Raw genomic sequence first — 21,509 nt, forward strand, 5'->3', positions numbered from 1 at the left:
TACTCCTTACGGTTGTTTCTGACCCAGGTTCCTTACGACTTCTTGACCGCGTGGCCGCCGAACTCGTTACGCATCACACTCAACATACGGTCGGTGAAGTTGTTGTCTTCACGCGAACGGAGGCGGCGGATCAACGACTCTGTAATCACCGGAGCCGACACGTTCAGATCAATCGCCTCGAACACAGTCCAGCGACCTTCGCCGGAGTCAGGCACATAGGCCTCGAGTCCATCGAGCGTCGGGTTCTTCTTCAATGCATCGGCGGTCAGGTCGAGCAACCACGAACGCACAACCGAACCATAGCGCCAAATCTCGGAGATCTGCACGAGGTCGAGAGCGAGCGGCGTCTTCGCCTTCATGATCGAGAAGCCTTCTGCATACGCCTGCATGATGCCGTACTCGATACCGTTGTGCACCATCTTCACGAAGTGACCCGCGCCAGCCGGACCCACGCGGCCCCAGCCTTCGTGCGCAGCAGGAGCGAGCGCCTCGAAGATAGGCGTGAGATATGCAACCGGATCCTCATCACCGCCGATCATCATCGAATAGCCCTCGGTGATGCCCCAGATGCCGCCCGACGTGCCTACGTCGACGAACTCGAAACCTTCCTTCTTCAGCTCGTCGTGGCGACGCTGCGAATCCTTGTAGTTCGAGTTGCCGCCGTCGATGAAAATGTCACCGGGCTCCATGAACGCCTTGAGACCAGCGATCGTCTGGTCGACGGGATCTCCTGCGGGCACCATGATCCACACTGCGCGGCGGCCAGTGAAGGCCTCGTCCATCTCCTTCAACGAGTTCACGCCAACCGAACCGGCGGCTGTCAACTTTGCGACTGCATCCTTGTTGAAGTCGAAGCCGATGACGCGGTGTCCCGCGAGGCGGAGACGCTCCGCCATGTTGCCGCCCATCTTGCCGAGTCCGATGATTCCAAGTTCCATGTCAGTTTCCTTCTTCCAAAACTTCGTGTTTGAGATTGCGCCCGCAAACCGAGCGGGACGTTCCAGCCGACGCCAGTCGGTGGAAAGAACACCTCTTAGAGAGTAATCCGAATCGCTGTCAACGGCACGTCAACCTGTCTATTGAAATCTGCATAGGCGATTAAAAGAACGCCAAACTCGTTTATTTGCTCTTTATTCTCCTGCCGGGAAGTCCGCCCCGATCGTCGTCTCGCGCCACTCGGCAACGTCCTTCAACTGTGCGTCAATCTTGCCCTGCAGGCGAGGAATCGTGCTCGCTCCCAGCAACAGGCGCAGCGGTGGATTCTCACCCTCAACCGCCTTCACAATCGCGGCTACCGCTCGCTTTGGATCGCCTGGCTGGACGCCGTTCTGCTTCTCGGCATACTCCCGCATTTTTCCGGCTGTCTGGTCATAATCGGCGATGTGGTGCGACGCGGGCATGTCCTGCCGCGCAAGAAAATCTGTCCGGAACGGTCCCGGCTCGACGATGGTAACGGTAATGCCCAGCGGCTTCACCTCCGCCGCCAGCGCCTCGGAGATGCCCTCGACCGCAAATTTCGTGCCGTTATACATACCGAAGCCCGGCGTCGCCACCAGGCCGCCAATCGAGGACAGATTCACAATGTGCCCTGACTTCCGCGCACGCATCTGCGGCAGCACTGCCTGCGTCATGCGGATCAGCCCGAAGACATTGGCCTCGAACATCGGCCGATACTCGCGCTCGTCAGACTCTTCAATGGCACCAACCATGCCATAGCCCGCGTTGTTCACCAGCACATCGATTCGTCCTAAGCGCTGCGTCGCCGCGGCCACCGCGGCATCCACCTGCTCCGACTTCGTGACATCCAGCTCCAGCACCAGTACCAGCTCTCCATACTTCTCGACCAGCGCAGCCAGATTGCCCTCTGGCCTGCGCGCCGTCGCCACCACCCTGTGCCCTGTATGAAGAAGGGTCTCGGCCAAATCAAGACCGAAACCCTTGGAAGCTCCTGTAATCAACCAAACTTGCTGACGTGCCTGCTCGCTCATAGAGATGAGACGCTCTCACACGGGTCAACGATGCAACCGAATCAACTCTTTGCGACTACTCTGTGATCTCCGTCACGCCATCCTCGCCTGCCACCAGCACCATGCTCGCCAGGCCGAGGAACAACCCATGCTCCACCACGCCCACAATGTTGCGAATCTCCGCAGCCGTCTCTTCCGGATTTTCAATCACGCCGCAATGGCAGTCGAGGATGTAGTTCTGCTCGTCCGTCAGCAGCGGGCCGCTGCCATCCTTTAGCATCCGTAGCTTCGGATTGAGGTCCAGTTCGCTCAGCCGCTTCTCCACCAGCGGCAAGGCCATCTTGATGACCTCGATCGGCAGCGGAAACTTCCCTAGCTTCTCGACCAGCTTCGTCGAATCCACCACGCAGACGAACTTCTTCGCCGAGCTGGCCACAATCTTCTCGCGAAGCAACGCAGCGCCACCGCCCTTGATCAGGGCGAAACCCGGAGCCACCTCATCCGCGCCGTCGATGTAGAGATCCAGCTCCGGCAGCACGTTCAATGTCACGACGTCCATACCCAGCGAAAGCCCCAACTCGGTGCTGGCATCGCTTGAAGCGACGCACCGGATCTTCAAACCTTCGTTCTTCACGCGCTCGCCCAGCGCTTTGATGAACATCGTCGACGTAGAGCCGGTTCCCAACCCAACGGCCATGCCGTCTTCCACCAGCTGCGCTGCGCGCTTGCCTACGAGTGCCTTTGCCTCATCCTGTGTCATATAAAAAAGCTCCCAGCTCTCAGCTTTTAGCTAAAACCATTTGAAAACCCAGAAACGGTTAGGGCTGGATGAGAGATCTCATCCAGCCCTAACAAGCTAGCAGCTAGTAGCCAGAAGCTAAAAGCTACTTCTTCACCAGCTTCTTCGCGTGATCGACGACATTCGATACGCAGATGCCGTACTTCTCCATCACGAGCGGACCCGGAGCCGAAGCGCCGAACTTATCGACGCCGATCGCCACGCCATCGCGACCGATATACTTCCACCAGCCCATCGTGGCGCCGGCTTCGACTGAGATCTTCGGCACACCGTGCGGGAAGATCGAGTCCTTGTACTCTGCGCTCTGCTCCTCGAAAATCCGGAAGCTCGGCATCGAGACGACGGTTGCGTTGATGCCCGCAGCCTTCAGCTCTTCAGCAGCCTTCAGAATGATCTCCACTTCGGAGCCAGCCGCGACCAGGATCACGTCCTTGCCGTACGCTTCGAGCACGTAAGCGCCCTTGCGAACGCCCTCGTTGATCTTGTACTTCACGGCATCCAGCACTGGCAGGTCCTGGCGGCTGAGGGCCATGAAGCTGGCCGACTTGCGCTCCAGGGCGAGCTGCCACACCACAGCCGTCTCATTCGCGTCCGCAGGACGGAAGTCGGTGAGCTGGGGAATCGCGCGCAACGCCATCAGGTGCTCGACCGGCTGGTGCGTAGGGCCATCGGCGCCCAGACCAATCGAATCGTGCGTAAAGATGTAGAGCGAGTGCGAGCTCTGCAGTGCGCCCATGCGGATCGCCGAACGGCAATAATCGCTGAACGTAAAGAACGTCGAACCGAAGGGAATCAGACCGCCGTGTGCAGCAATGCCGTTCACAGCTGCCATCATGCCGAACTCACGCACGCCGAAGAACACGTTGCGGCCCTTGGGGTCCACGTGGAAGCTGGGCGAGTCCTTGAAGATCGTCTTGGTCGAAGACGTCAGATCGGCAGCGCCGCCAAACAGCTCAGGAACATTCTTCGCGAGCGCGTTCATCACCACCTGGCCAGCATTACGCGTAGCCACGGGCTTGTCTGTCGGGAAGACAGGGATGTCCTTGTTCCAGCCCTCAGCCAACTCCATTGCCGTGGTCCGCGAGTATTGCGCACCCAGCGTCGGGTAGGCTTTGGTGTAAGCCGCGAACTTCTCGTTCCACTCGGCCTGCGCCTTCTTGCCCTTTTCGACAGCCTGCAGCCAGTTTTTGCCAGCCTCTTCGGGGACGAAGAAGCTCTTCTCCGGATCGAAGCCGAGGTTGATCTTGGTCTCCTTCGTGGCAGCCTCACCCAGCGCCTCACCGTGGACCTTGTTCGTTCCAGCTTTCGGCGAACCGTAGCCGATGACCGTGCGCACACGGATCAGGCTGGGCTTGGTCGTCTCTGCCTTTGCAGCTTCGATGGCCTTCGTCAGAGCGACTAGATCGTTGCCGTCGTCCACCATCTGAACATGCCAGTGGTAGGCCTCGAAACGCTTGGTCACGTCCTCGGTGTAGCTCAAGTCCGTGGGACCGTCGAGCGAGATCAGGTTGTCGTCATACAGCACGATCAGCTTGCCCAGGCCCAGCGTTCCGGCGAGCGAAGCGGACTCGTGCGAGATGCCTTCCATCAGATCGCCATCGCCACACAGAACGTACGTATGGTGATCGACCGGCGTGTGCGTGTTGTAGCCGCTGGAGGTGTCGCCCGCCTGGTTATATACAGCAGCAAGGTGCTTCTCAGCGATGGCGAGACCGACGGCCTCGGCAAAGCCCTGTCCCAGCGGACCGGTGGTGACTTCCACACCCGGCGTCTCACCCGATTCCGGATGACCGGCGGTGTGCGAGCCCCACTCGCGGAACTGCTTCAACTGCTCCATCGGCAGGTCATAGCCGGTCAAATGCAGGACGCCGTACAGCAGAGACGAGGCGTGTCCGTTCGAGAGAACGAAACGGTCGCGGTCGCTCCAGAGCGGATCGGCAGGGTTGAACTTCATGAACTTGTGGTACAGCAGGTAGGCGATCGGAGCGCAGCCCAGAGGCGCTCCCGGATGGCCGTTCTTCGCCTTTTCCACCTGGTCGACGGCCAGAAGCCGGAGGGTGTTGATAGAAAGTTGATCGAGTGCATCTTGCTGCTGCTGGTCGCTCATTACTGTCCTCATCTTAGGGTTTGCGCGCGCACGAACTCACCGTGCGCCTGAAGGCGTCGCTTCAAGTGCTTATCCAGTGTACTCGTGCCGCTGGAGTTTGGCTGTAAACGCTCAACAGGCTGACTGCGAATGCTTCCAGGATTCACGTTCCGTGCTGGATTTGTCTAATCAACCTCAATTGGAAAAGCCCACACCTCTGGTGAGATGCAGGCTCTCCCCTTCGAGCGCACTATAGCTTTGGCTGCTGGTTGACCGGCTGCACCGGACCGGCATGCGGAGGTGGCGCTCCAACTGGAGCCTGCGGCCTTGGCTGAGATGGCGCCTGCTGAAATTGCTGACGCGGTTGCGGCTGCGCCGGCTCGGGACGGGGCTGAGGTTGTGTCGGTTGCGGCTGGGGCATCGGCTGCGGGACGCGCTGTGGCTGTTGGGGCTGAATCGGAGCCTGCATCTGCTGCTGCACGACGTGCGGCGGTTGCATCGGCTGCTGCTGTTGTTGAGCAGGCTGTGGCTGCTGTGGACGATTGAACTGCTGTCCTGGCTGGCGCTCCTGCTCCGTGCGCGGACGATACACGTTGTTCTGAGTATCCGTCTGTGGCTGCTGCGGTAAGCGGTCCGGTCGTTGTGGCTGTTGCGCAGGGGCCTGCTGTACCGGAGCTTGCTGGATGGACTGCGACGGCTGCTGGCGGTTGGGCTGTTGCGGTTGCGCCTGGACAGGCTGCTGACGGTAGCTCTGCGGGTTTTGTTCCCCTTCTACAACCTGATGCGGATTGTTCACGTTGCCTTGTGGTTGTTGTCCACGGCCAGGCTGCTGCTGCTGGATTGGCGCCTGCTGCTGCACCTGAGCGGGCTGCCCCTGCTGCCGTTGCCCTTGAGGATTCTGCACCGGCTGAGGTTGCTGGAACTGTCCTGGCTGCTGGTTCGGCTGTCCGCGCTGTGGTTGCTGCCCTTGCTGTCCAGACTGCTGCTGTTGCTGAGGCATCCGCGGGCCGCCATTGCCCTGCCGCCGATCCGCTGCTCCCTGCGAGGCCAGCACCGGACGCTGCATCTGCTGCGGCACCGCCCGCGCCGGAGCCTGCCCGCCCTGTGGCCGCTGCCGCACCATCGGAGGCTGCGCCATCACCTGCCCGCCCGCGACCTGCTGCGGATTCAGCCGCACCATCGACTGGTCCACGCGCCGTCCGCCTGCAAAGTTCTCCTGCGAAACCGCCACCGTCGCGCCCATGCGGTTCGCGTACGGACGATTGCCCGTATTCGCGTACATGCTCACGACAGACCGCTGGTTGTAGATGCTGCGCACCTGATTGCTATCGCGGCTGTAGATGTTGCTGACGTTCACGCGGTTCACATATCGCGGGCTGGCTTGGTACCACGGCTGATAGACCTCACGCGGCCCCAGCGGGAACCACGCCGTCACACCTGCACCGAAACCTCCGCCGCCCACAAACGCCACCAGCGCAGGCGAGTACACAGGACGCACCACCGGCGGCCCTGGGATCCATCCCCAGCGATTGCCGAAGCGGTTCCAGCGTCCGTAATGATAGGGTGCAAAGCCCCACGGCTCCGCTCCGATCCAGGTCCATCCCCACGGGCCCACATAAGCCCAGTGCCCATTGCGATACGGCTGCCAGCCCACATCGATCGTGGTGGGGTACCAGACGGCGCCATAATCGGCATCGTTGTCCCAGCTTCCGTACGCCGTCAGGTCTTCTGCCCCAATGGTGCCGGGATTCAAGTAGTTCTGCTCCGCCGCATATGCGCCTTCGTACACGCTATCCCGCTGCTGCGAAAAGCGATCCAGCCCGTCCGCCCGCATGCCACGCAGATTTTGCGCCTGCACCGGATTGTTGCCCACAAGGTAAATCCGCTCGCCCTGCGAGAGCACCTCCTGCACCCCGTTGCCATCCACCTGCACCTGTCCGCTGATGACATTGATCGCCGTGTTGCCATAGGCATCCACATCCACGCGCACATCACCCGCCTCCAGCACCGTCAGCGACACATTCGGCGTATCCAGCTCCACAACCTCGCCCTGGTCCAGATCGAAGCTGCGCAGATGCACGCTGCCCTGCGCCAGCCCGAACTGTGCCACAGTGTCCGTCATCGCCGTCACCGTCAGGTCGGTCTGCTGTCCCATCCGCACCGCCAGCTGCCCGGTCTGTATCTCCGCATTCGCTCCCAGGTCCGCATAGATGCGATCGCCTGAAGTCATCGGATAATTTGTCTCGGCCACGCTGAACTGCTGCACGCTCGCAGGCTCGAACGACACGTTGCCCACCACCACGCTGACACGGGCCACTCGCGATGGCGGATCACCTGCCTGCGCGTCGTCATAGCCCACTTGCCCGTATCCCGCGGATTGCGGATACCCCGGTTGGCTATAGCTTTGTGCCCCTGCGGTCCCATAAAGCAGCATTGCGCCCACCGACACCGCCATCCAAACCGTCTGCTGCCCCTTTTTGCCGATAACCTCGTTCATAGCTGCCATCCTTCTGTCGCGCATTTCAACGCGCAGCAAGTGTAACCCTCTTTGAAATCAAAAGATGTAGCGGGACAAGACACAAATCTCCGACCGCCTACGTTCGGTCATTGCTACCTACAGCCGCTCATTACCGCGATTCTGTTTCCAGTGAGCCGTCTCCACATTTCCGTACTTTTTCTGGAACCGCTCCGCTCTACCCTGCGTATGCTTCTCATGTCAGGCCCCGAAGTCGAGGCCCAATCACGCAACTCGCTTCTGGAGGAACCATGTTTTCTGCGTACTCGACCGCTTCTCGTTCATTCGCTTTTGGCATACTCGCTGCTGCTTCGCTTAGCTGCGCTCTCCTCACCGGCTGCCACGTCACCACCAACGAGAACGGCGATAAGAAAAACGTCGACATCGGCACTCCCTTCGGCTCTATGAAGGTCAACACCAGCAATACCGGAGATACCTCCGCCATCGGCCTCACCGCTTACCCCGGAGCCACTCCCGTCAAGGATGGCGACGATAAAGACGGCAACAACGCCGACGTCAATCTCAGCTTCGGAGACTTCCACCTCGGCGTGAAAGCCGCCAGTTTTCAGACCTCCGACTCCCAAGACAAGGTCCTCGCCTTCTATCGCAAGGACCTCGCCAGCCGCTACGGCGACGTCATCGCCTGCCGCGGTCACGATACCGTCGGTTCTCCTGCCCGCACCAGCCAGGGCCTCACCTGCGAGGATGGCGACAAGAACCACATCAGCACCAGCGATAAAGAAGGCCACAAGGGTTTCTCTATCACCAGTAGCGACGACGACAAGTCGAATCTCGAACTCCGCGCAGGCTCACAGCAGCACCAGCACATCGTCGGTGTCGAACGTCACGACGGCGGTACAAAGATCGGTCTAGTGCTACTCGACCTGCCCTCGCACCTCTCCGATCACAACAAAAAGAGCGAAGAGTAAAGCAGCGGAGAAGGGCGGAGAAGGAGAGAAGCGATTCATCACTCTCCACCTCCGCTACCTCCTCTCCTCTGTCGCTCTGCTACCCTTTGATCTGTGCCATTCCGTCTTTGCTCTCGCTGCCATAACGACCTCTCGACCGAAGATACTGGCGAGTTGACCTACTGCCCCCACTGCGGAGCAGCGCAGATTCAGCTCTCCGAAGAGCTTCGCGAGCAGTTCGAGCAGCAGCAGCTGGCAGCGCAGCATGCAGCCGACGGCATCACTCCCGCAGGACCTCCGCCTGAGTCCGCCGAGCCTGTCGTCATCGATCCCTCAGCCGTTGTATGGCCCCGCGCCCTTAACCTCATCGCCTTCGCCGGCGCCATCTTCGCCGCAGCGATGACGCTCATGCTGGCCCTGCCGCCGCTGGTGCTGGTTGTGCTGCTCTGGATGCTCGGCGCGCCCATCATCCTGCTGGGCATCTACTGCGCGAAGAACCCGGCAACTCGTGTTACGACAGCCTTTGGAGCTCGGCTTGGCCTGCTCTCCGGCCTAACCATTGGCTCCACCTTTATCACCGTCGATATCCTTGCGATGTTTGTCGAACGTTTTATTCTGCATCACGGCGCAGAGCTAGACAGCCAGTTCGGCGCCTCGCTCGACCAGATGCGCACCACCTTGACCCAGGTCTCACCCAATGATCCTGCGACCCTTCAGTACATGCTCGATATGCTGAAGGTACCCGAGTTCCACGCCGGCCTTGCACTTGCTGGTTGCGCCCTTGTCGTCATCCTCTACTCCGTCTACTCCACTGCCGCGGGTGCCTTCTCCGGCGCTCTGCGCTCGCGCTCGACGGCAAAGTAGTCCACCCCGGTCCCTGCGCAATCGTGCATTGACACTCCGCTGGTATCATCATTCCAGTCATGAGCGAAACCGCCAGCACCTCCGCCCAGCCTCGTTTCCGCGAAAAAGGTCGTCTTCTCTCCGCTTCGGAGATCGAACGCACCCTCGTCCGCCTTGCGCATGAGATCGTCGAGCGCAATAACGGCGCCTCCAACATCGGCCTCGTCGGCATCAAGCGCCGCGGCGTGCCGCTGGCCCAACGCATCTCCAAGCTCATCGAAACCATCGAGAAGGCACCCGTGCAGACCGGCGTCCTCGACATCAGCTTCTACCGCGACGATCTCTCCACCAAAGATAAAAAGCCCGTCGTCGAAAAGGGCGACATCGGCTTTGACGTGAATGGTCGCGACATCATCCTGATGGACGATGTCCTCTATACCGGGCGCACCATCCGAGCCGCGCTCGACGCACTCTTCGACCACGGCCGCCCCAAGAGCGTCCAGCTTCTCGTTCTCATCGACCGCGGCCACCGCGAGCTACCCATCGAGGCCCGCTTCATCGGCCGCACCGTCCCTACCAGCCGCCGCGAGATCATTGAGGTCAAGCTGAAAGAGATCGACGACGACGAACAGGTCATCCTCGTCGAACTCGTCGACTGAGGCCTTTCCTTAAACCAGAAACATCTGGGGCTACGGGTGAATCACCCGCAGCCCCAGATGTTTTTCAAAAGGCTCGAAGTCACGATCATTGTGCAGCAGGCTGTGCCCCTCACGGATGCAATACGTTGCAATCACGCAATCGATACCACTGCGCACGGTAATGCCGCGTTTGCGGAGCACCTGGTGATACTCGGCAGCTTTGGCCGCCACCACAGCACCGCCCGTATCGAGTATTGAAAACCTCGACATGTAACCCGACGCTTGTTTGAACTGAGAAGTGTCCGAAAATCCTCGAAGCGTTTCAAAGAAAATAAGGTCCGTCAAAGCAATCTCTTCAAGATCCATGTGCTCGTTCAGCCACGCCGTTTGAGGATTCAGCACCCCGCGAAAGCTGTCGATCCATACACTGGTTTCGATGACTGTCATGCAGCCGTTGTGCGGTTGCGGCTGGAACTCTTCGCTTCACGCTCACGCTGTTCTGACTCTGCCCACTTATCCTTGCTTCCGGACCAGTCGCGGTCCCCTTCCCACTTCACCTTCCCGAAGAGCTTGCGAATCTCTCCCTGCCCTTTGATCCGCACAAACATCTGTAAAGCTTCCTCTACCGCCGCCTTCTTCGTCTTGGCTCCGCTTGCCTTCATGGCTTGCTTCATCAGCAGATCGTCAATCTCAATGTTCGTTCGCATCACCGCACCTCTATGTGTAAGAATCGCACCAACTATGTGTATAGGTAAAGAAGAATGTCCATGAGCGAACCCACACCACTCGAAGCCGCGCTCAACAACGAAGAGGTGCCCACTCCCCTTCCTCCCGTCACCGCCGAACCTCTCGGCATGGGCGAGGTCCTGCGCATCCCGGCCATGCGCCGCATGTGGTACGCCCAGATCGTCTCCACCTTTGGCGACTTCCTCGCACTCTTCGCCATCATCGACATCATGACCTTCAACCTGCACGCCACACCACAGCAGGTCACCGGCCTCAACATTGCTTACCTGCTGCCCATCGCCGTGCTCGGCATCCTCTCCGGCGTCTTCGTCGATCGCTGGCCGCTCAAGCTCACCATGGTCGGCAGCGACTTCATCCGCGCAACGCTTTGCCTGGGACTGTTCTTTGTCCACAACATCATTGGCTTCTATGTCGTGATGGCGACTATCAGCATCTTCTCCAGCTTCTTCTCTCCCGCCCAGGGAGTCGCCGTCCGCTCCATCGTCCCCTTGAACGGCCTGCGCTCCGCTAACGCGTTGCTGCAGCAGGTCATGATGATGATGCGCATCCTTGGCGGCCCCATCGCCGTCACCATCGTCAAGGTCTTCGGTGCCAGGTCCTGTTATGGCATCGATGCCGCCAGCTTCCTCGCCTCCGGTTGTCTCATCGCCTCGCTAACGCTCATCGTCCCCAAGAAGCCAGTCACGCCCGCAAAGCCCAACACCGGCGCCATCGGCGGCATCCTGACCGACATGAAGGTCGGCGCCAGCTTCATCTTCCATCACGCCGCGCTCTTCTTCGTCATCGCCTCGCTCGCCGCGGGCATGTTCGTCATGGGCTGCTTCGGTCCGCTCATCGCTATCTATGTGCGCGACACCCTGCACGCCCCTCCGAGCCTCTTCGCCGTCACCAGCGCCATGATAGGCGTCGGCATGCTGGTCGGCATCAACGTGTTGAACTCCTTCGCCAAGAAGGTTGCCAACACCACCCAGGTCTACCTCGGGCTGGGAGGCATCGCCGTCGGCACGCTGTTGCTCGCAGCCGCGCCCCTTGCCGACATCAACGTGCCCTTCACGCACCTTGCCCTGCCCATCGTCATCACCGTCTTCGGCTGCTTCCTCATCGGCTTCTCCTGCGCCGGCATCATCGTTCCAGCCCAGACCCTCATACAGATGGAAACCCCCGCCGAGCTCATGGGACGCGTCGGCTCCACCACAATGTCCTCCATCTTCGGCGCGCAGATCGGCGGCCTTCTGCTCTCGGGTATCCTCGCCAACTACACCAGCGTGCGCACCGTCTTCGGTATCTGCACCGCGATGCTCGTCGTGCTCATCGTAGCGGGCAAGCTCTGGATGGAGCCCGAAGCCCACCCCGCCGTGTAACTCGATTACTCCACAATCGGCTTCCATCCACCCAGCATGAACGCCGGATCGCTGTACTCCTCAATCGTCTTCGCATCCTGCGGCAGCGTCAGCTGCTTCGACGCGGCATGACGCTGCGTCACATCGACTGGCTTCCCATCGAGGTGTGTGCTCGCAAACTCCCACAGATGCAGATGCGACGTATCGCCCTCGATCGTTCCCCACCCAATCGCCGGGATGTCCTTCAGCTTGCAGCGGATCAGCACCGCCTCGGCATACGGATAGTTCAGTCCATGATTGATCGGCAGCCGCGCAAAGAACGCCGTACTCAACGGATGCACCGGTGCACTTTGTCCTGCTGCTGGCGTCACAGCCGGACGGTCGCGCGCAAGAAACGTCGACTCCACAAACACGTTGCCATGGTTGCCGTCGGTATTGCGAATCCACATGAACGGCCCCATCGACTCCAGCACGCAGCGATAAAAGAACGCCGCTCCCACGCCCAGCACAGTATCGCCATCCCCAACGATCCTGCTGTCCGCCAGATAAATCTTCCCGCGCAGATTCAATGCGTCGCCCGAGCCTTTGATGTTCACGTGGCTCACAATGTCCTTCGACCCATAGACCAGCAGCCCCTCAGCCTGACCGAACAGATAGTTCGTCACCGAAAAGTTCTCCAGTGTAATCCCGTTCGAGTCATACACCGAGAACGCACACCGTCGCGAAGGTCCTGGCATCGGCGGGTTGAACGCGCTGTTGTTCCCATAGCCGATCTGCACCTTCTCGCGGTCCTCCCCACGAATCGTCAGGTTCGACTTGTGCTGAAAGAACACGATCTCTTCATACATGCCGTTCCTGATGAAAATCGTCACCCGCTTCGTCGGGTCCGCAGGCGCAGAATCGATCGCTCCCTGCACCGTGTTGAAGTCCCCACTGCCATCGGCCGCAACCACCAGCCGCGTCGCATCGCTCTTCGGCCCCGCCGCCTTCGTCGAGAACGTCCACGCCTTGTCGTCCGTGAATCCCTCGAACCGACCGCTAGCCACCGTCAACACACTCGCATCCATCTGCACGACGTACCGATGGTGATATCGAAGCACATTGTTATGCAGATAGATCGTCGCCACATTTCCGTGCACGATCACCGGATAAAAGTGGAAGTCCGCGAGTCCGCCGATCGTATTCAGTTGATACTTCTTCAGATCCGGCGGAGCCGTCTTCACCGCAGGCGTCGTGGTCGTAGGTGTCGGCGGATTCGGATCAATCTCCTGCCCCGCTATAGCAACACGGTGCGCCGGATCAGGCCCTGCTGACACACTCAAATCGAGCGTATCTACAAGCTGATGCGTCTCCGCATCGTAGACACGAATCTTCCCTGACGTCCCCACCGTCGGTGCGCTCGCAAACGTGAGCACCAGGTGCGTGTCCGGATTGATATCCTTCGCACGCATCGCCGGAAAACACGCCACCGACGCAGTCTGCGCCGCACTGCCCGGCACACTCATCAGCGCTACAGCGACACACGAAAGAAGAAGAGACTGCGATCGCATAGAGATCTCCCGAAGATGCTCTCTCGAGCACGCAACATCATAACGGGAGATCTCTACGCTCTACTTCACAGCGTCTTTCAAAGCTCCTCGCGCTGCCTCCAGCACCAATTCCACCTCACGCTCGCCATGCGCCGCGCTCACAAACGCCGCCTCGAACTGGCTCGGCGGCAGCCATATGCCGCGCTCCAACATGCCGCGATGGAAACGCGCGAACGCTGCCGTGTCCGAAGTCGCCGCCGTCGCAAAGTCCGTCACCGGCTGCGGTGTAAAGAACCACGTAAACATGCTGCCCACCCGGTTCGTCGTCATCCCGATGCCGAGTTCCACAGCGATCTTCGCCACACCGTCCGCCATCGCAGCCGTCGTCTTATCCAGCCCCGCATACATCGAATCTTTGCCCGCCAGCAACGCCTTCAGCGTCGCCATCCCCGCAGCCATCGCCAGCGGATTGCCGCTCAGCGTGCCTGCCTGGTATACCGGCCCAAGCGGAGCCAGATAATCCATGATCTCCGCCCGCCCACCGAACACACCCACCGGCAGCCCCCCGCCGACGATCTTGCCCAGCGTCGTCAAATCTGGCGCAGTCTCGCCGCTGGTAAACCCGTATAGCTCCTGCGCTCCACCCGGAGCCAGCCGGAAGCCCGTCATCACCTCGTCGAAGATCAGCAGCGCGCCATACTTCTTCGTAATCGCCCGCAGTCCAGCCAGATAACCCGGCGCAGGCGCAATCGTTCCTGCATTGCCCACCACAGGCTCTAGGATTACGCAGGCAATCTCTTCGGGCCGCGCCGCAAACTCCGCCTCGACCACTGCCAGATCGTTGTACGGCAGCGCAATCGTATGCTTCACCGTATCCGCAGGCACACCCGCCGAACCGGGAATCCCGAACGTCGCCACGCCGCTGCCAGCCTTCACCAGCAGCGCATCCGAGTGGCCGTGATAGCACCCCTCGAACTTGATGAAGAAGTTTCTGCCCGTAAAGCCGCGCGCCAGCCGTATCGCCGACATGCAGGCCTCCGTGCCTGAGCTTACAAACCGCAGCTTCTCCACACTCGGATAACACCGCTGCACCAACTCGGCCAGATCAGCCTCAGCCGCCGTGCTCGCTCCAAACGACGCGCTCTTCGTTGCCGCCTGCTGAATCGCCTCCACCACGCTCGGATATGCGTGGCCCAGCAACATCGGGCCCCAGCTGCCGAACATATCTACGAATCTGTTGCCATCCGCATCGGTCAGGTATGCCCCAGCCGCGCTCTCCACAAACGGCGGATGCCCGCCCACCGCACGAAACGCCCGCACCGGCGAGTCCACGCCACCCGGCAAGAAACCCTCTGCACGCCTCTGCAATACCTCGGAACGCGAAAATGAAAGACTCATAACCTCCAGTATAGAAGTCGCTGATACACTTGCCCAACAAGCCTCATTGACTGACTTCTTCCCACCCGGAACAGGCACCAGACTCATCTCCTGTACACCTTCAGGACGCGGCCTTCGCCACGCCCAAACCCTCAGCCTTGTGTTTAACCGTAAGAGGCCCCCGTAGTGAAGCATCCCCTCGAGCCCGGTATCCCCTCCAGTTCTGCACGTGCGGCCGAGCACGATGACCGCGGCCTCATGCCGACCGATCCACGCCTGCTCGCGAACGATCGCATCAAGGGCCTCGCCCGTCGCACCTTCAATAAGAACGTGATCTCCGAGATCGGCGGCTTTGCTGGCCTCTTTTCGCTCGACGCTGAGAAATTCCCCGACCCCGTACTCGTCTCCTCCACCGACGGCGTCGGCAGTAAGCTGCAGCTTGCCGCGCAGCTCGGGCTGCACGCCAGCATTGGTGCCGACTTGGTCAACCACTGCGTAAACGACATCGCCATCCAGGGCGCCACGCCTCTCTTCTTTCTCGATTACTTCGCCACCGGCCGCCTCGATCCCGAGATCGTTCAGCAGATCATCAGCGGCCTCGTCGACGCCTGCAAAGCCAATGGCTGTGCCCTGCTCGGCGGCGAGACAGCGGAACGCCCCTCGCTTTATGCGCCCAACGACTACGAGCTTGCGGGCTTCATCACCGGCGTCGTCAGCCGCCCTCGCCTGCTCACAGGCGCAATGATCGCCGAAGGCGACTGCCTCCTTGGTCTACCCTCAAACGGCCTGCACACCAACGGCTACACCCTTGCGCAGAAGCTGCTCTTCGAGACCGCTGGTTACGCGCCCACGCAATATGTGAATGAACTCGGTGACAAGGTCGGCGCTGCGCTCATGCGTCCCCACCGCAGCTATCTCGCGCCCATCCGCAAGCTCATCCAGGCCGAGGTCGTCAGCGGCTTCGCCCACATCACCGGCGGCGGCATCACGGAAAACCTCCCGCGCATCTTCCCCCGAGGCCTGGCCCCACAGGTCGACCTCACCACCTGGGATCCGCCCGCGCTCTTCACGCACCTGCAATCACTCGGCAGCATGAATCATGAGGAGATGTACGGGCACTTCAACATGGGCATCGGTCTGGTGGCAGTCGTCCCGGCAGCCCTGCTCAAAAAGGCCCGCACCGTGCTTACGCGCATGAACGAACGTTCCGTCGTGATGGGCCGCGTCGTCCGTAAGGCCAGCTCAAAAGTCATCTACGGCTAAGGTCTACTCTTCCCACGGATTGATGACGGGCACACCCGCAGCCCGAAAAGGGTCTATATCTCGAGTTGCTACCGCAAAGCCATGTATAGCTGCGATAGACGCAATATATCCGTCTGCTATCGGCAACGTATAGCGATTAGCTTTCGCCTTAATGACTAGTTCGGCGTACTTGTATCCCGCCTCTCTATCGAATACCAATACCGGGTTTACAAAGCCGTCGGTGATGTTCTCCATGAGGCTGAGTAGAAGACCTTTCCGCTTGCCTTCCGGCAATAGCAGTAGTCCTTCTTGCAACTCCGCTACGCTGACCGCTGTCAGGTAGAGCAGCTCCTGAGGTTGCCGGTTCACCCACGACAATACCCGAGTGTTTGGATATGGTTTGGACATCTCCGACACCACATTGGTATCGAGAACAATCATTCAAAGATCGCCGGCTCAGAAGGTCTTTGGTCGCGCTTGATCTCTGGCAAAGTGACTCCACTCTTGCGGAAGATATTGTGCAGCTTCGTCCCAAAGCCCTCACCCTTTGGAAACGCCGCCTCTTCAATCATCGCGCGCACCTCAGCCTCCGCACTCGTGCCGCGCAGCCTGGCTCGCTGCTTCAAGGCCTCATGCGCCTCAGACGAGATATTCCGGACTGTGATCGCTGGCATGACTTCCTCCGACCTTCAGACGATGATATCACCGCACCCTCCGTGCGATATCAGTCATTACTTCTGGATCTTGTCCACCAGCGGATACGTGTACGACATCAGGAAGCCCAGCGTTACCACGAGCCCCTGAAAGTACACAAACGCCTTCGTCTCGCCCTTCTCAGGCAGGTCGCGCGTAAAGCAACGCCACGCCATCCCAAGACCCACGATGAGGAACATCCACTGCGCATTGGGCCCGATCAGGTCGCCGCCCACATTGCCTGCCGAAGCCGTCAGCCCAAAGAACAGCAGGCATGTCGCCGCAATCATCGCCCGCTGTATCCGGGATAATGCAAACGTCGCATGCGTGCCATCTAGCCCGAGGATCGGCAGCAGGTTGAACAGATTCCAGAAAGCTCCAAGGTGCGCCAGCACCAGGAAAACGTTGAGGTGCGTTCCCCAGTACAGCGCTCCACACGCCAGTGACGCCGTCAGACCGAACAGCGGTCCCGCCAGCGCGATGCTCGCGATGTCTACAAGCGATACGCCGTTGCTATACCAGCGCACATATGCGCCAAAGCCCGGCAGAAAAATCGGCATATCCACCTTGAGCCCGCGACGCTTGGCCGCAAAGTAGTGCCCCATCTCGTGAATCAGAATGCACGCCGTCAACCCGAGTGCAAACGGCAGCCCAAACAACGCCCAGTAGATACCCAGGTACAGCAGAAAACTCAGCAGGAACTTCAGCTTGAACGCCAGGAAGATAAATGACTTCGCCTTCAGCAGAAACAACGCCACTGGAGCCAGAGGCCCCAGCCGCTTCGTCCATCGAGCCTTCTGATCCTCTTCCGCCAGCAGTCGAGCATCGATCCGTGCCACATGTTGCGAAATGCTCGCCGCCTGCTGCGTGTCCGTCGGCAGCCAGCCCAGCGCCGCCTGCCACATGGCACGGGCCTCGTTCCACTTCTGCTGCTGCTCCAGTTGCTGAGCCTCGAACGCCAGCTGACTCAGGTACTGCCCATAGGTCAGCGTACTGCAGTCCGGGCACGCCAGCGTCCCATCCGGCAGCCAATGGCTACACTGCGGACAACTGTTGATCGTAGCCGGAGCAGGCGGCAAACTCGGAATGGCAGGAGCACTCATCTCTTCTATTCTATTGGACGCAGCATCAAGGAATCGTAGGTATCGAAGTCACCTGGCTCTCCGGCGTCATCTAATCACCATGCCGACGACCGAGAACCACCTTTTTTCGCCGCTCACCCAGCGCTCTGTCACCTTCTCCAACCGCATCGCCGTCTCGCCCATGTGCCAGTACAGTTCCGTCGACGGCCACGCCTCCGACTGGCATTTCGTCCACCTCGGCAGCCGCGCTGTCGGCGGCGCAGGCCTTGTCTTCACCGAAGCCGCAGCCGTCTCCCCCGAAGGCCGCATCACTCCCGGCGATCTCGGCATCTGGTCTGATGACCACATCCCCCAGCTTTCCCGCATCACCGACTTCCTCAAGTTCAACGGCGCCGTCCCCGGCATGCAGCTCGCCCATGCCGGTCGCAAAGCCAGCATGGCCAAACCCTGGGACGAGCCCCGCACCCTGCCCCCCGCAGAAGGCGGCTGGACCAACGTCGTCGCCCCTTCCGCGCTGCGCTTCTCCGATACCTACCCCGTCCCCCGCGAGCTCGACCGCGCAGGCATGGATAAAGTCGTCGCCGACTTCATAGCCGCTACCAAGCGCGCCGAGCAGGCAGGCTTCCTCGTCGTCGAAGTCCACAACGCCCACGGCTACCTGCTGCATGAGTTCCTCTCGCCCGTCTCCAACACCCGCACCGACGAGTACGGCGGCTCGCTCGCCAACCGCGCCCGCTTCCCCCTCGAAGTCATCCGAGCCGTTCGCGCGACCTTCCCGCAGCATCTCCCCGTCTGGGTCCGCGTCTCGGCCGTCGACTGGGTCGAAGGCGGTCTGACGATCGAAGACACCACCGACTTCGCCCGCCTCGTCAAAGCCGAAGGCATCGACCTGCTCGACGTCTCCTCCGGCGGCAACGATCCGCGCCAAGAGATTCCCGTCGGGGCTGGCTATCAGGTGGCCTTCGCCGAGACCGTCCGCCGCGAAACCGGCCTCGCCACCGGAGCCGTCGGCATGATCACCTCGCCCGCACAGGCCGACCAGATCATCCGCACCGGGCAGGCCGACGTCGTGCTGCTTGCCCGCGAGATGCTGCGCAACCCCTATTGGCCCCTCCACGCCGCCGAAGAAGTTCACCAGACACCGAGCTACCCCAAGCAGTACGAGCGTGCCGCTGTCCGCAAGCCTTCGCGACGCGAACCGCTACCTGCCGTCACGAAGTAATCGATTTGAGGTCCTCCGGCTTGATCCTCCGCCGAAGGACCTCAAATCGCATTTGCGCCCAAAACTTAAACCAGCACTTCAACTCGGGTTAACTCCCTTGGTTCCACCGCCAACCCCTTCACCACAAAGGGGGTATCTAGCAGACGACTTCCTCTGAACCTCGGCAGAGCCCTATACTTTTTTCAGTGCTCGCAAGCGGAGCCATATCCAGAACTCCGAAGCTGAGATTCGCGCATGGCTACCCACCACCCAATCCGTAAGACCGTCGCCGCACCCACTCCGGTCATCCCGGACAAGCTCTACTTCCGCATCGGCGACGTCGCCCGACTCTGCGAAGTTCCTGCCTACGTCCTCCGCTTCTGGGAGACCGAGTTCCCCAATCTCAAGCCCAACAAAGGTGGCACCGGCCAGCGCCTCTACCGTCGTAAGGACGTTGAGACAGCTCTCCGCATCAAGCACCTCCTCTACGACCTCGGCTACACCATCCCCGGCGCTCGCCAGGTCTTCAAAAACGATAGCAAGCCCGGCACCGAAGCCACCCCGCCCGCAGCTCTCGCAGCAGCCACCCCGGAGCTCGCTCCCGCCGCCAGCCACGCCATCACCCTAAGCGAAACCCCCGAGAGCGCGCAGCGAGTCGAGCTATCGCAGTCGAAGAACACCGAAGCGCTCCCCTCCGCCCAGATACCCGGCATCGCCTCCATCCCGGCGCTCCACGCTCTCCGCGAAGAACTCCGCGCGCTGCACCTGCAGCTCTCCGCACCCATCACCATCAGCGAAACCTTCGCACCCACCCCGCTACGCCCCCGCCTCGTGGCCGAGGTCAAACCTCGGCCACGCCTCGAGCCAAAGCCCGCAGCCCCCAAGCTCGGCCCCGTCCTCTTCGATCAGCAGGACCTCTTCTCCGCCGAATGACCTCGCCCCAGCAAGTCTCTGTCTCCCCAAAAAAAGGTCACACCGCAGGCTCAGCCGCCGCCCTCCTCATGGCGAGCGCTCTCTGCTCCGGCCTGCTCGGACTCGTCCGCATCGCCTACATCAATGACCTTTGGGGTCCAGGCGTAGAGCAGGACGCCTATCGCGCGGCCTTCCAGCTGCCGGAGATGCTCGCCTACTTCCTCGCAGGTTCTGCCGCGTCCATCTCGCTCGTTACTCTGCTCAACCGCTACCGAGAAAAAGGCGATGAGAAGGGCGGCCACGAAGCTCTCTCCGTAATCCTCTCCTCCATGATGGCGGTGCTGATCGCCGGAGTTCTTCTCGCCGAAATCTTTGCTCCGCTCTACGTCCGCATCTTCATCAAGGGATTTGTCGTTGGCTCGCCGCGCTTCGTCATGTGCGTCACGCTCACGCGCATCCTCCTACCGGTGCAGCTCTTCTTCTTCTTTGGCAGCATGATGAGCGCGCACCTGCAGGTGCGCAAGATCTTTATCTACCAGGCCTTCGTACCGCTGATCTACAACGCCGGCATCATCCTCGGTGCGCTACTGCTGCACACACGCCTCCACATCTACTCACTCGCGGTCGGTGCTGTCGCAGGCGTGGTTCTAGGGGCCACGCTGCTAAACACCCTGGGAGCGCTCCGCACCGGCCTCCGCTTCCGTCCGCAGATCAACTTCCGCCATCCCATCTTCAACGAGTGGCTCCTGCTCTCACTACCACTGCTGCTAGGCGTCTCGCTCGTCAAAGCCGATGAGTGGATTCTTACCTACTTCGCCTCTGCCGGCGTCGGCAACCTCACCATCATCAAGACCGCGAAAGACCTCTTCAACGCTCCGTTCAACATCATCGGCCCGGCGGCAGGTGCGGCTTCGCTCCCCTTCTTTGCCTCGCTCTTTCAGCAGGAGCGTCTAGAAGACTTTTCGCGTTCGGTCTCGCGCTCCGTCTCGCGACTCTTCGCCGTTGGCATGCTGGTCAGCGCCTGCATGATCGCCCTCGCTCCGTGGCTGATGGACCTCTTCCGTCGCGGAGCCTTCCATCGCAGTGACGCGAAAGAGACCTCGTTCCTGTTCTCCATCTTCGCCATCACGCTGGCTATCTGGGCAGTGCAAGGCATTTACGCCCGGGCTTTCTACGCCGCCGCCAACACCCTCACCCCGGCGCTCACCGGCATCCTCGCCACGGTAGTCTCAATCCCGCTCTACTGGCTGCTCTTCAAGCTTCACGGACTAACCGGGCTGGCGATCGCCTCCGATCTCGCGATGCTCGTCCAGACGGCCGCACTCGCCATCCTGCTCCACGGCAAGCGGCTCGTCTCTCTGTCTCACTTGGAATACCCCGAGCTTGCCCGAGCCCTCATCGCCGCGATCGTCAGCTTCATCGCAGCCTACGCGCTGGTTCACAAGCTGCCTTCGGTCACCACCCACTTCGGCGATCTCCTGATGCTCTCCGCAGGCTCCGCCGCCTGGCTCGTCACCGCAGCTATCGTGCTCGTAGCCACCGGCAGCAAGCTCCCCAGACAAATCCTGCGCCGCGGCTAAACCCTGCACCCCGCCTGCAGCGTTGAAGGGTACGGGCCTCAGCCCGTACA

20 protein-coding genes are annotated in these 21,509 nt (G+C 60.7%); 8 read left to right on the top strand and 12 right to left on the bottom strand.

Annotation, left to right across the window (positions count from 1 at the left end; genetic code table 11):
• Positions 1-32: 32 nt before the first annotated feature.
• The 5 genes from gnd to OHL14_RS16290 all read right to left on the bottom strand — a co-directional run bounded on the left by gnd (position 33) and on the right by OHL14_RS16290 (position 7,349).
• Complete coding sequence (gene gnd / locus OHL14_RS16270; RefSeq protein ID WP_396271432.1) at positions 33-974, bottom strand: phosphogluconate dehydrogenase (NAD(+)-dependent, decarboxylating); 942 nt, start codon at positions 972-974, stop codon at positions 33-35.
• A gap of 156 nt (positions 975-1,130) precedes the next feature.
• Entirely contained in the window at positions 1,131-1,988 is an 858-nt protein-coding gene (locus OHL14_RS16275; RefSeq protein WP_263380430.1) for an oxidoreductase, read from the bottom strand.
• A gap of 55 nt (positions 1,989-2,043) precedes the next feature.
• Positions 2,044-2,727 (bottom strand): ribose-5-phosphate isomerase RpiA, encoded by a 684-nt coding sequence (gene rpiA, locus OHL14_RS16280; RefSeq protein WP_263380431.1) that lies wholly within the window; start codon positions 2,725-2,727, stop codon positions 2,044-2,046.
• 124 nt (positions 2,728-2,851) lie between these two features.
• Positions 2,852-4,873: a transketolase gene (gene tkt, locus OHL14_RS16285; protein WP_263380432.1), complete on the bottom strand. Its 2,022-nt coding sequence runs from the start codon at positions 4,871-4,873 to the stop codon at positions 2,852-2,854.
• 229 nt (positions 4,874-5,102) lie between these two features.
• Positions 5,103-7,349, bottom strand: coding sequence for a DUF6600 domain-containing protein (locus tag OHL14_RS16290; RefSeq protein WP_263380433.1), 2,247 nt, complete (start codon positions 7,347-7,349; stop codon positions 5,103-5,105).
• Between the two features lie 269 nt (positions 7,350-7,618).
• Between OHL14_RS16290 and OHL14_RS16295 the strand changes: the two genes are divergently transcribed.
• From OHL14_RS16295 to pyrR, 3 genes are all read left to right on the top strand, one after another.
• Positions 7,619-8,296, top strand: a complete 678-nt coding sequence (locus OHL14_RS16295) for a hypothetical protein (protein WP_263380434.1) — start codon at positions 7,619-7,621, stop codon at positions 8,294-8,296.
• Positions 8,297-8,389: 93 nt separating this feature from the next.
• Positions 8,390-9,139 carry a hypothetical protein gene (locus OHL14_RS16300; RefSeq protein ID WP_263380435.1) on the top strand — a complete coding sequence of 250 codons (750 nt, stop codon included), beginning with the start codon at positions 8,390-8,392 and terminating at the stop codon, positions 9,137-9,139.
• Positions 9,140-9,198: 59 nt separating this feature from the next.
• Positions 9,199-9,777, top strand: a complete 579-nt coding sequence (gene pyrR, locus OHL14_RS16305) for a bifunctional pyr operon transcriptional regulator/uracil phosphoribosyltransferase PyrR (protein WP_263380436.1) — start codon at positions 9,199-9,201, stop codon at positions 9,775-9,777.
• A gap of 30 nt (positions 9,778-9,807) precedes the next feature.
• Here pyrR and vapC read toward each other — a convergent pair whose 3' ends face one another.
• Together vapC and OHL14_RS16315 are read right to left on the bottom strand one after the other, a co-directional pair.
• Positions 9,808-10,203 carry a type II toxin-antitoxin system VapC family toxin gene (gene vapC, locus OHL14_RS16310; RefSeq protein ID WP_263380437.1) on the bottom strand — a complete coding sequence of 132 codons (396 nt, stop codon included), beginning with the start codon at positions 10,201-10,203 and terminating at the stop codon, positions 9,808-9,810.
• Positions 10,200-10,463, bottom strand: a complete 264-nt coding sequence (locus tag OHL14_RS16315; protein WP_263380438.1) for a type II toxin-antitoxin system VapB family antitoxin — start codon at positions 10,461-10,463, stop codon at positions 10,200-10,202. Before OHL14_RS16315 ends, vapC begins: the two co-directional genes overlap by 4 nt.
• Positions 10,464-10,523: 60 nt before the next feature.
• Between OHL14_RS16315 and OHL14_RS16320 the strand changes: the two genes are divergently transcribed.
• On the top strand, positions 10,524-11,864 hold the full coding sequence (locus OHL14_RS16320) for an MFS transporter (RefSeq protein WP_263380439.1): 1,341 nt from the start codon (positions 10,524-10,526) through the stop codon (positions 11,862-11,864).
• A 5-nt stretch (positions 11,865-11,869) separates the two neighbouring features.
• Here the strand turns inward: OHL14_RS16320 and OHL14_RS16325 are convergent, their stop codons facing one another.
• Positions 11,870-13,393 carry a pectinesterase family protein gene (locus OHL14_RS16325; protein WP_263380440.1) on the bottom strand — a complete coding sequence of 508 codons (1,524 nt, stop codon included), beginning with the start codon at positions 13,391-13,393 and terminating at the stop codon, positions 11,870-11,872.
• A 60-nt stretch (positions 13,394-13,453) separates the two neighbouring features.
• A complete protein-coding gene (hemL, locus tag OHL14_RS16330) occupies positions 13,454-14,770 on the bottom strand; it encodes a glutamate-1-semialdehyde 2,1-aminomutase (protein WP_263380441.1) in 1,317 nt (438 codons plus the stop codon).
• Between the two features lie 165 nt (positions 14,771-14,935).
• Here hemL and purM point away from each other — a divergent pair, with 165 nt between their 5' ends.
• Entirely contained in the window at positions 14,936-16,012 is a 1,077-nt protein-coding gene (purM, locus tag OHL14_RS16335; protein ID WP_263380442.1) for a phosphoribosylformylglycinamidine cyclo-ligase, read from the top strand.
• A gap of 3 nt (positions 16,013-16,015) precedes the next feature.
• Here purM and OHL14_RS16340 read toward each other — a convergent pair whose 3' ends face one another.
• Genes OHL14_RS16340 through OHL14_RS16350 form a run of 3 tightly spaced genes read right to left on the bottom strand, consistent with a single transcriptional unit; the run spans position 16,016 to position 17,787 of the window.
• On the bottom strand, positions 16,016-16,432 hold the full coding sequence (locus OHL14_RS16340; RefSeq protein ID WP_263380443.1) for a type II toxin-antitoxin system VapC family toxin: 417 nt from the start codon (positions 16,430-16,432) through the stop codon (positions 16,016-16,018).
• A complete protein-coding gene (locus OHL14_RS16345) occupies positions 16,429-16,665 on the bottom strand; it encodes a FitA-like ribbon-helix-helix domain-containing protein (RefSeq protein ID WP_263380444.1) in 237 nt (78 codons plus the stop codon). The genes OHL14_RS16340 and OHL14_RS16345 overlap by 4 nt, the downstream gene beginning before the upstream one ends.
• 57 nt (positions 16,666-16,722) lie before the next feature.
• On the bottom strand, positions 16,723-17,787 hold the full coding sequence (locus OHL14_RS16350) for a site-2 protease family protein (RefSeq protein WP_263380445.1): 1,065 nt from the start codon (positions 17,785-17,787) through the stop codon (positions 16,723-16,725).
• 79 nt (positions 17,788-17,866) lie between these two features.
• Here OHL14_RS16350 and OHL14_RS16355 point away from each other — a divergent pair, with 79 nt between their 5' ends.
• The 3 genes from OHL14_RS16355 to murJ all read left to right on the top strand — a co-directional run bounded on the left by OHL14_RS16355 (position 17,867) and on the right by murJ (position 21,459).
• Positions 17,867-18,988, top strand: coding sequence for an NADH:flavin oxidoreductase/NADH oxidase (locus tag OHL14_RS16355; protein WP_263380446.1), 1,122 nt, complete (start codon positions 17,867-17,869; stop codon positions 18,986-18,988).
• Positions 18,989-19,222: 234 nt separating this feature from the next.
• The gene (locus OHL14_RS16360) at positions 19,223-19,900 is read left to right on the top strand and encodes a MerR family transcriptional regulator (RefSeq protein WP_263380447.1); all 678 of its coding nucleotides are present in this window, start codon (positions 19,223-19,225) and stop codon (positions 19,898-19,900) included.
• Positions 19,897-21,459: a murein biosynthesis integral membrane protein MurJ gene (gene murJ, locus OHL14_RS16365; RefSeq protein ID WP_263380448.1), complete on the top strand. Its 1,563-nt coding sequence runs from the start codon at positions 19,897-19,899 to the stop codon at positions 21,457-21,459. The genes OHL14_RS16360 and murJ overlap by 4 nt, the downstream gene beginning before the upstream one ends.
• Positions 21,460-21,509 lie beyond the last annotated feature (50 nt).

Origin of the sequence: Granulicella paludicola (assembly GCF_025685545.1) — a bacterium.
GTDB lineage: Bacteria > Acidobacteriota > Terriglobia > Terriglobales > Acidobacteriaceae > Granulicella > Granulicella paludicola.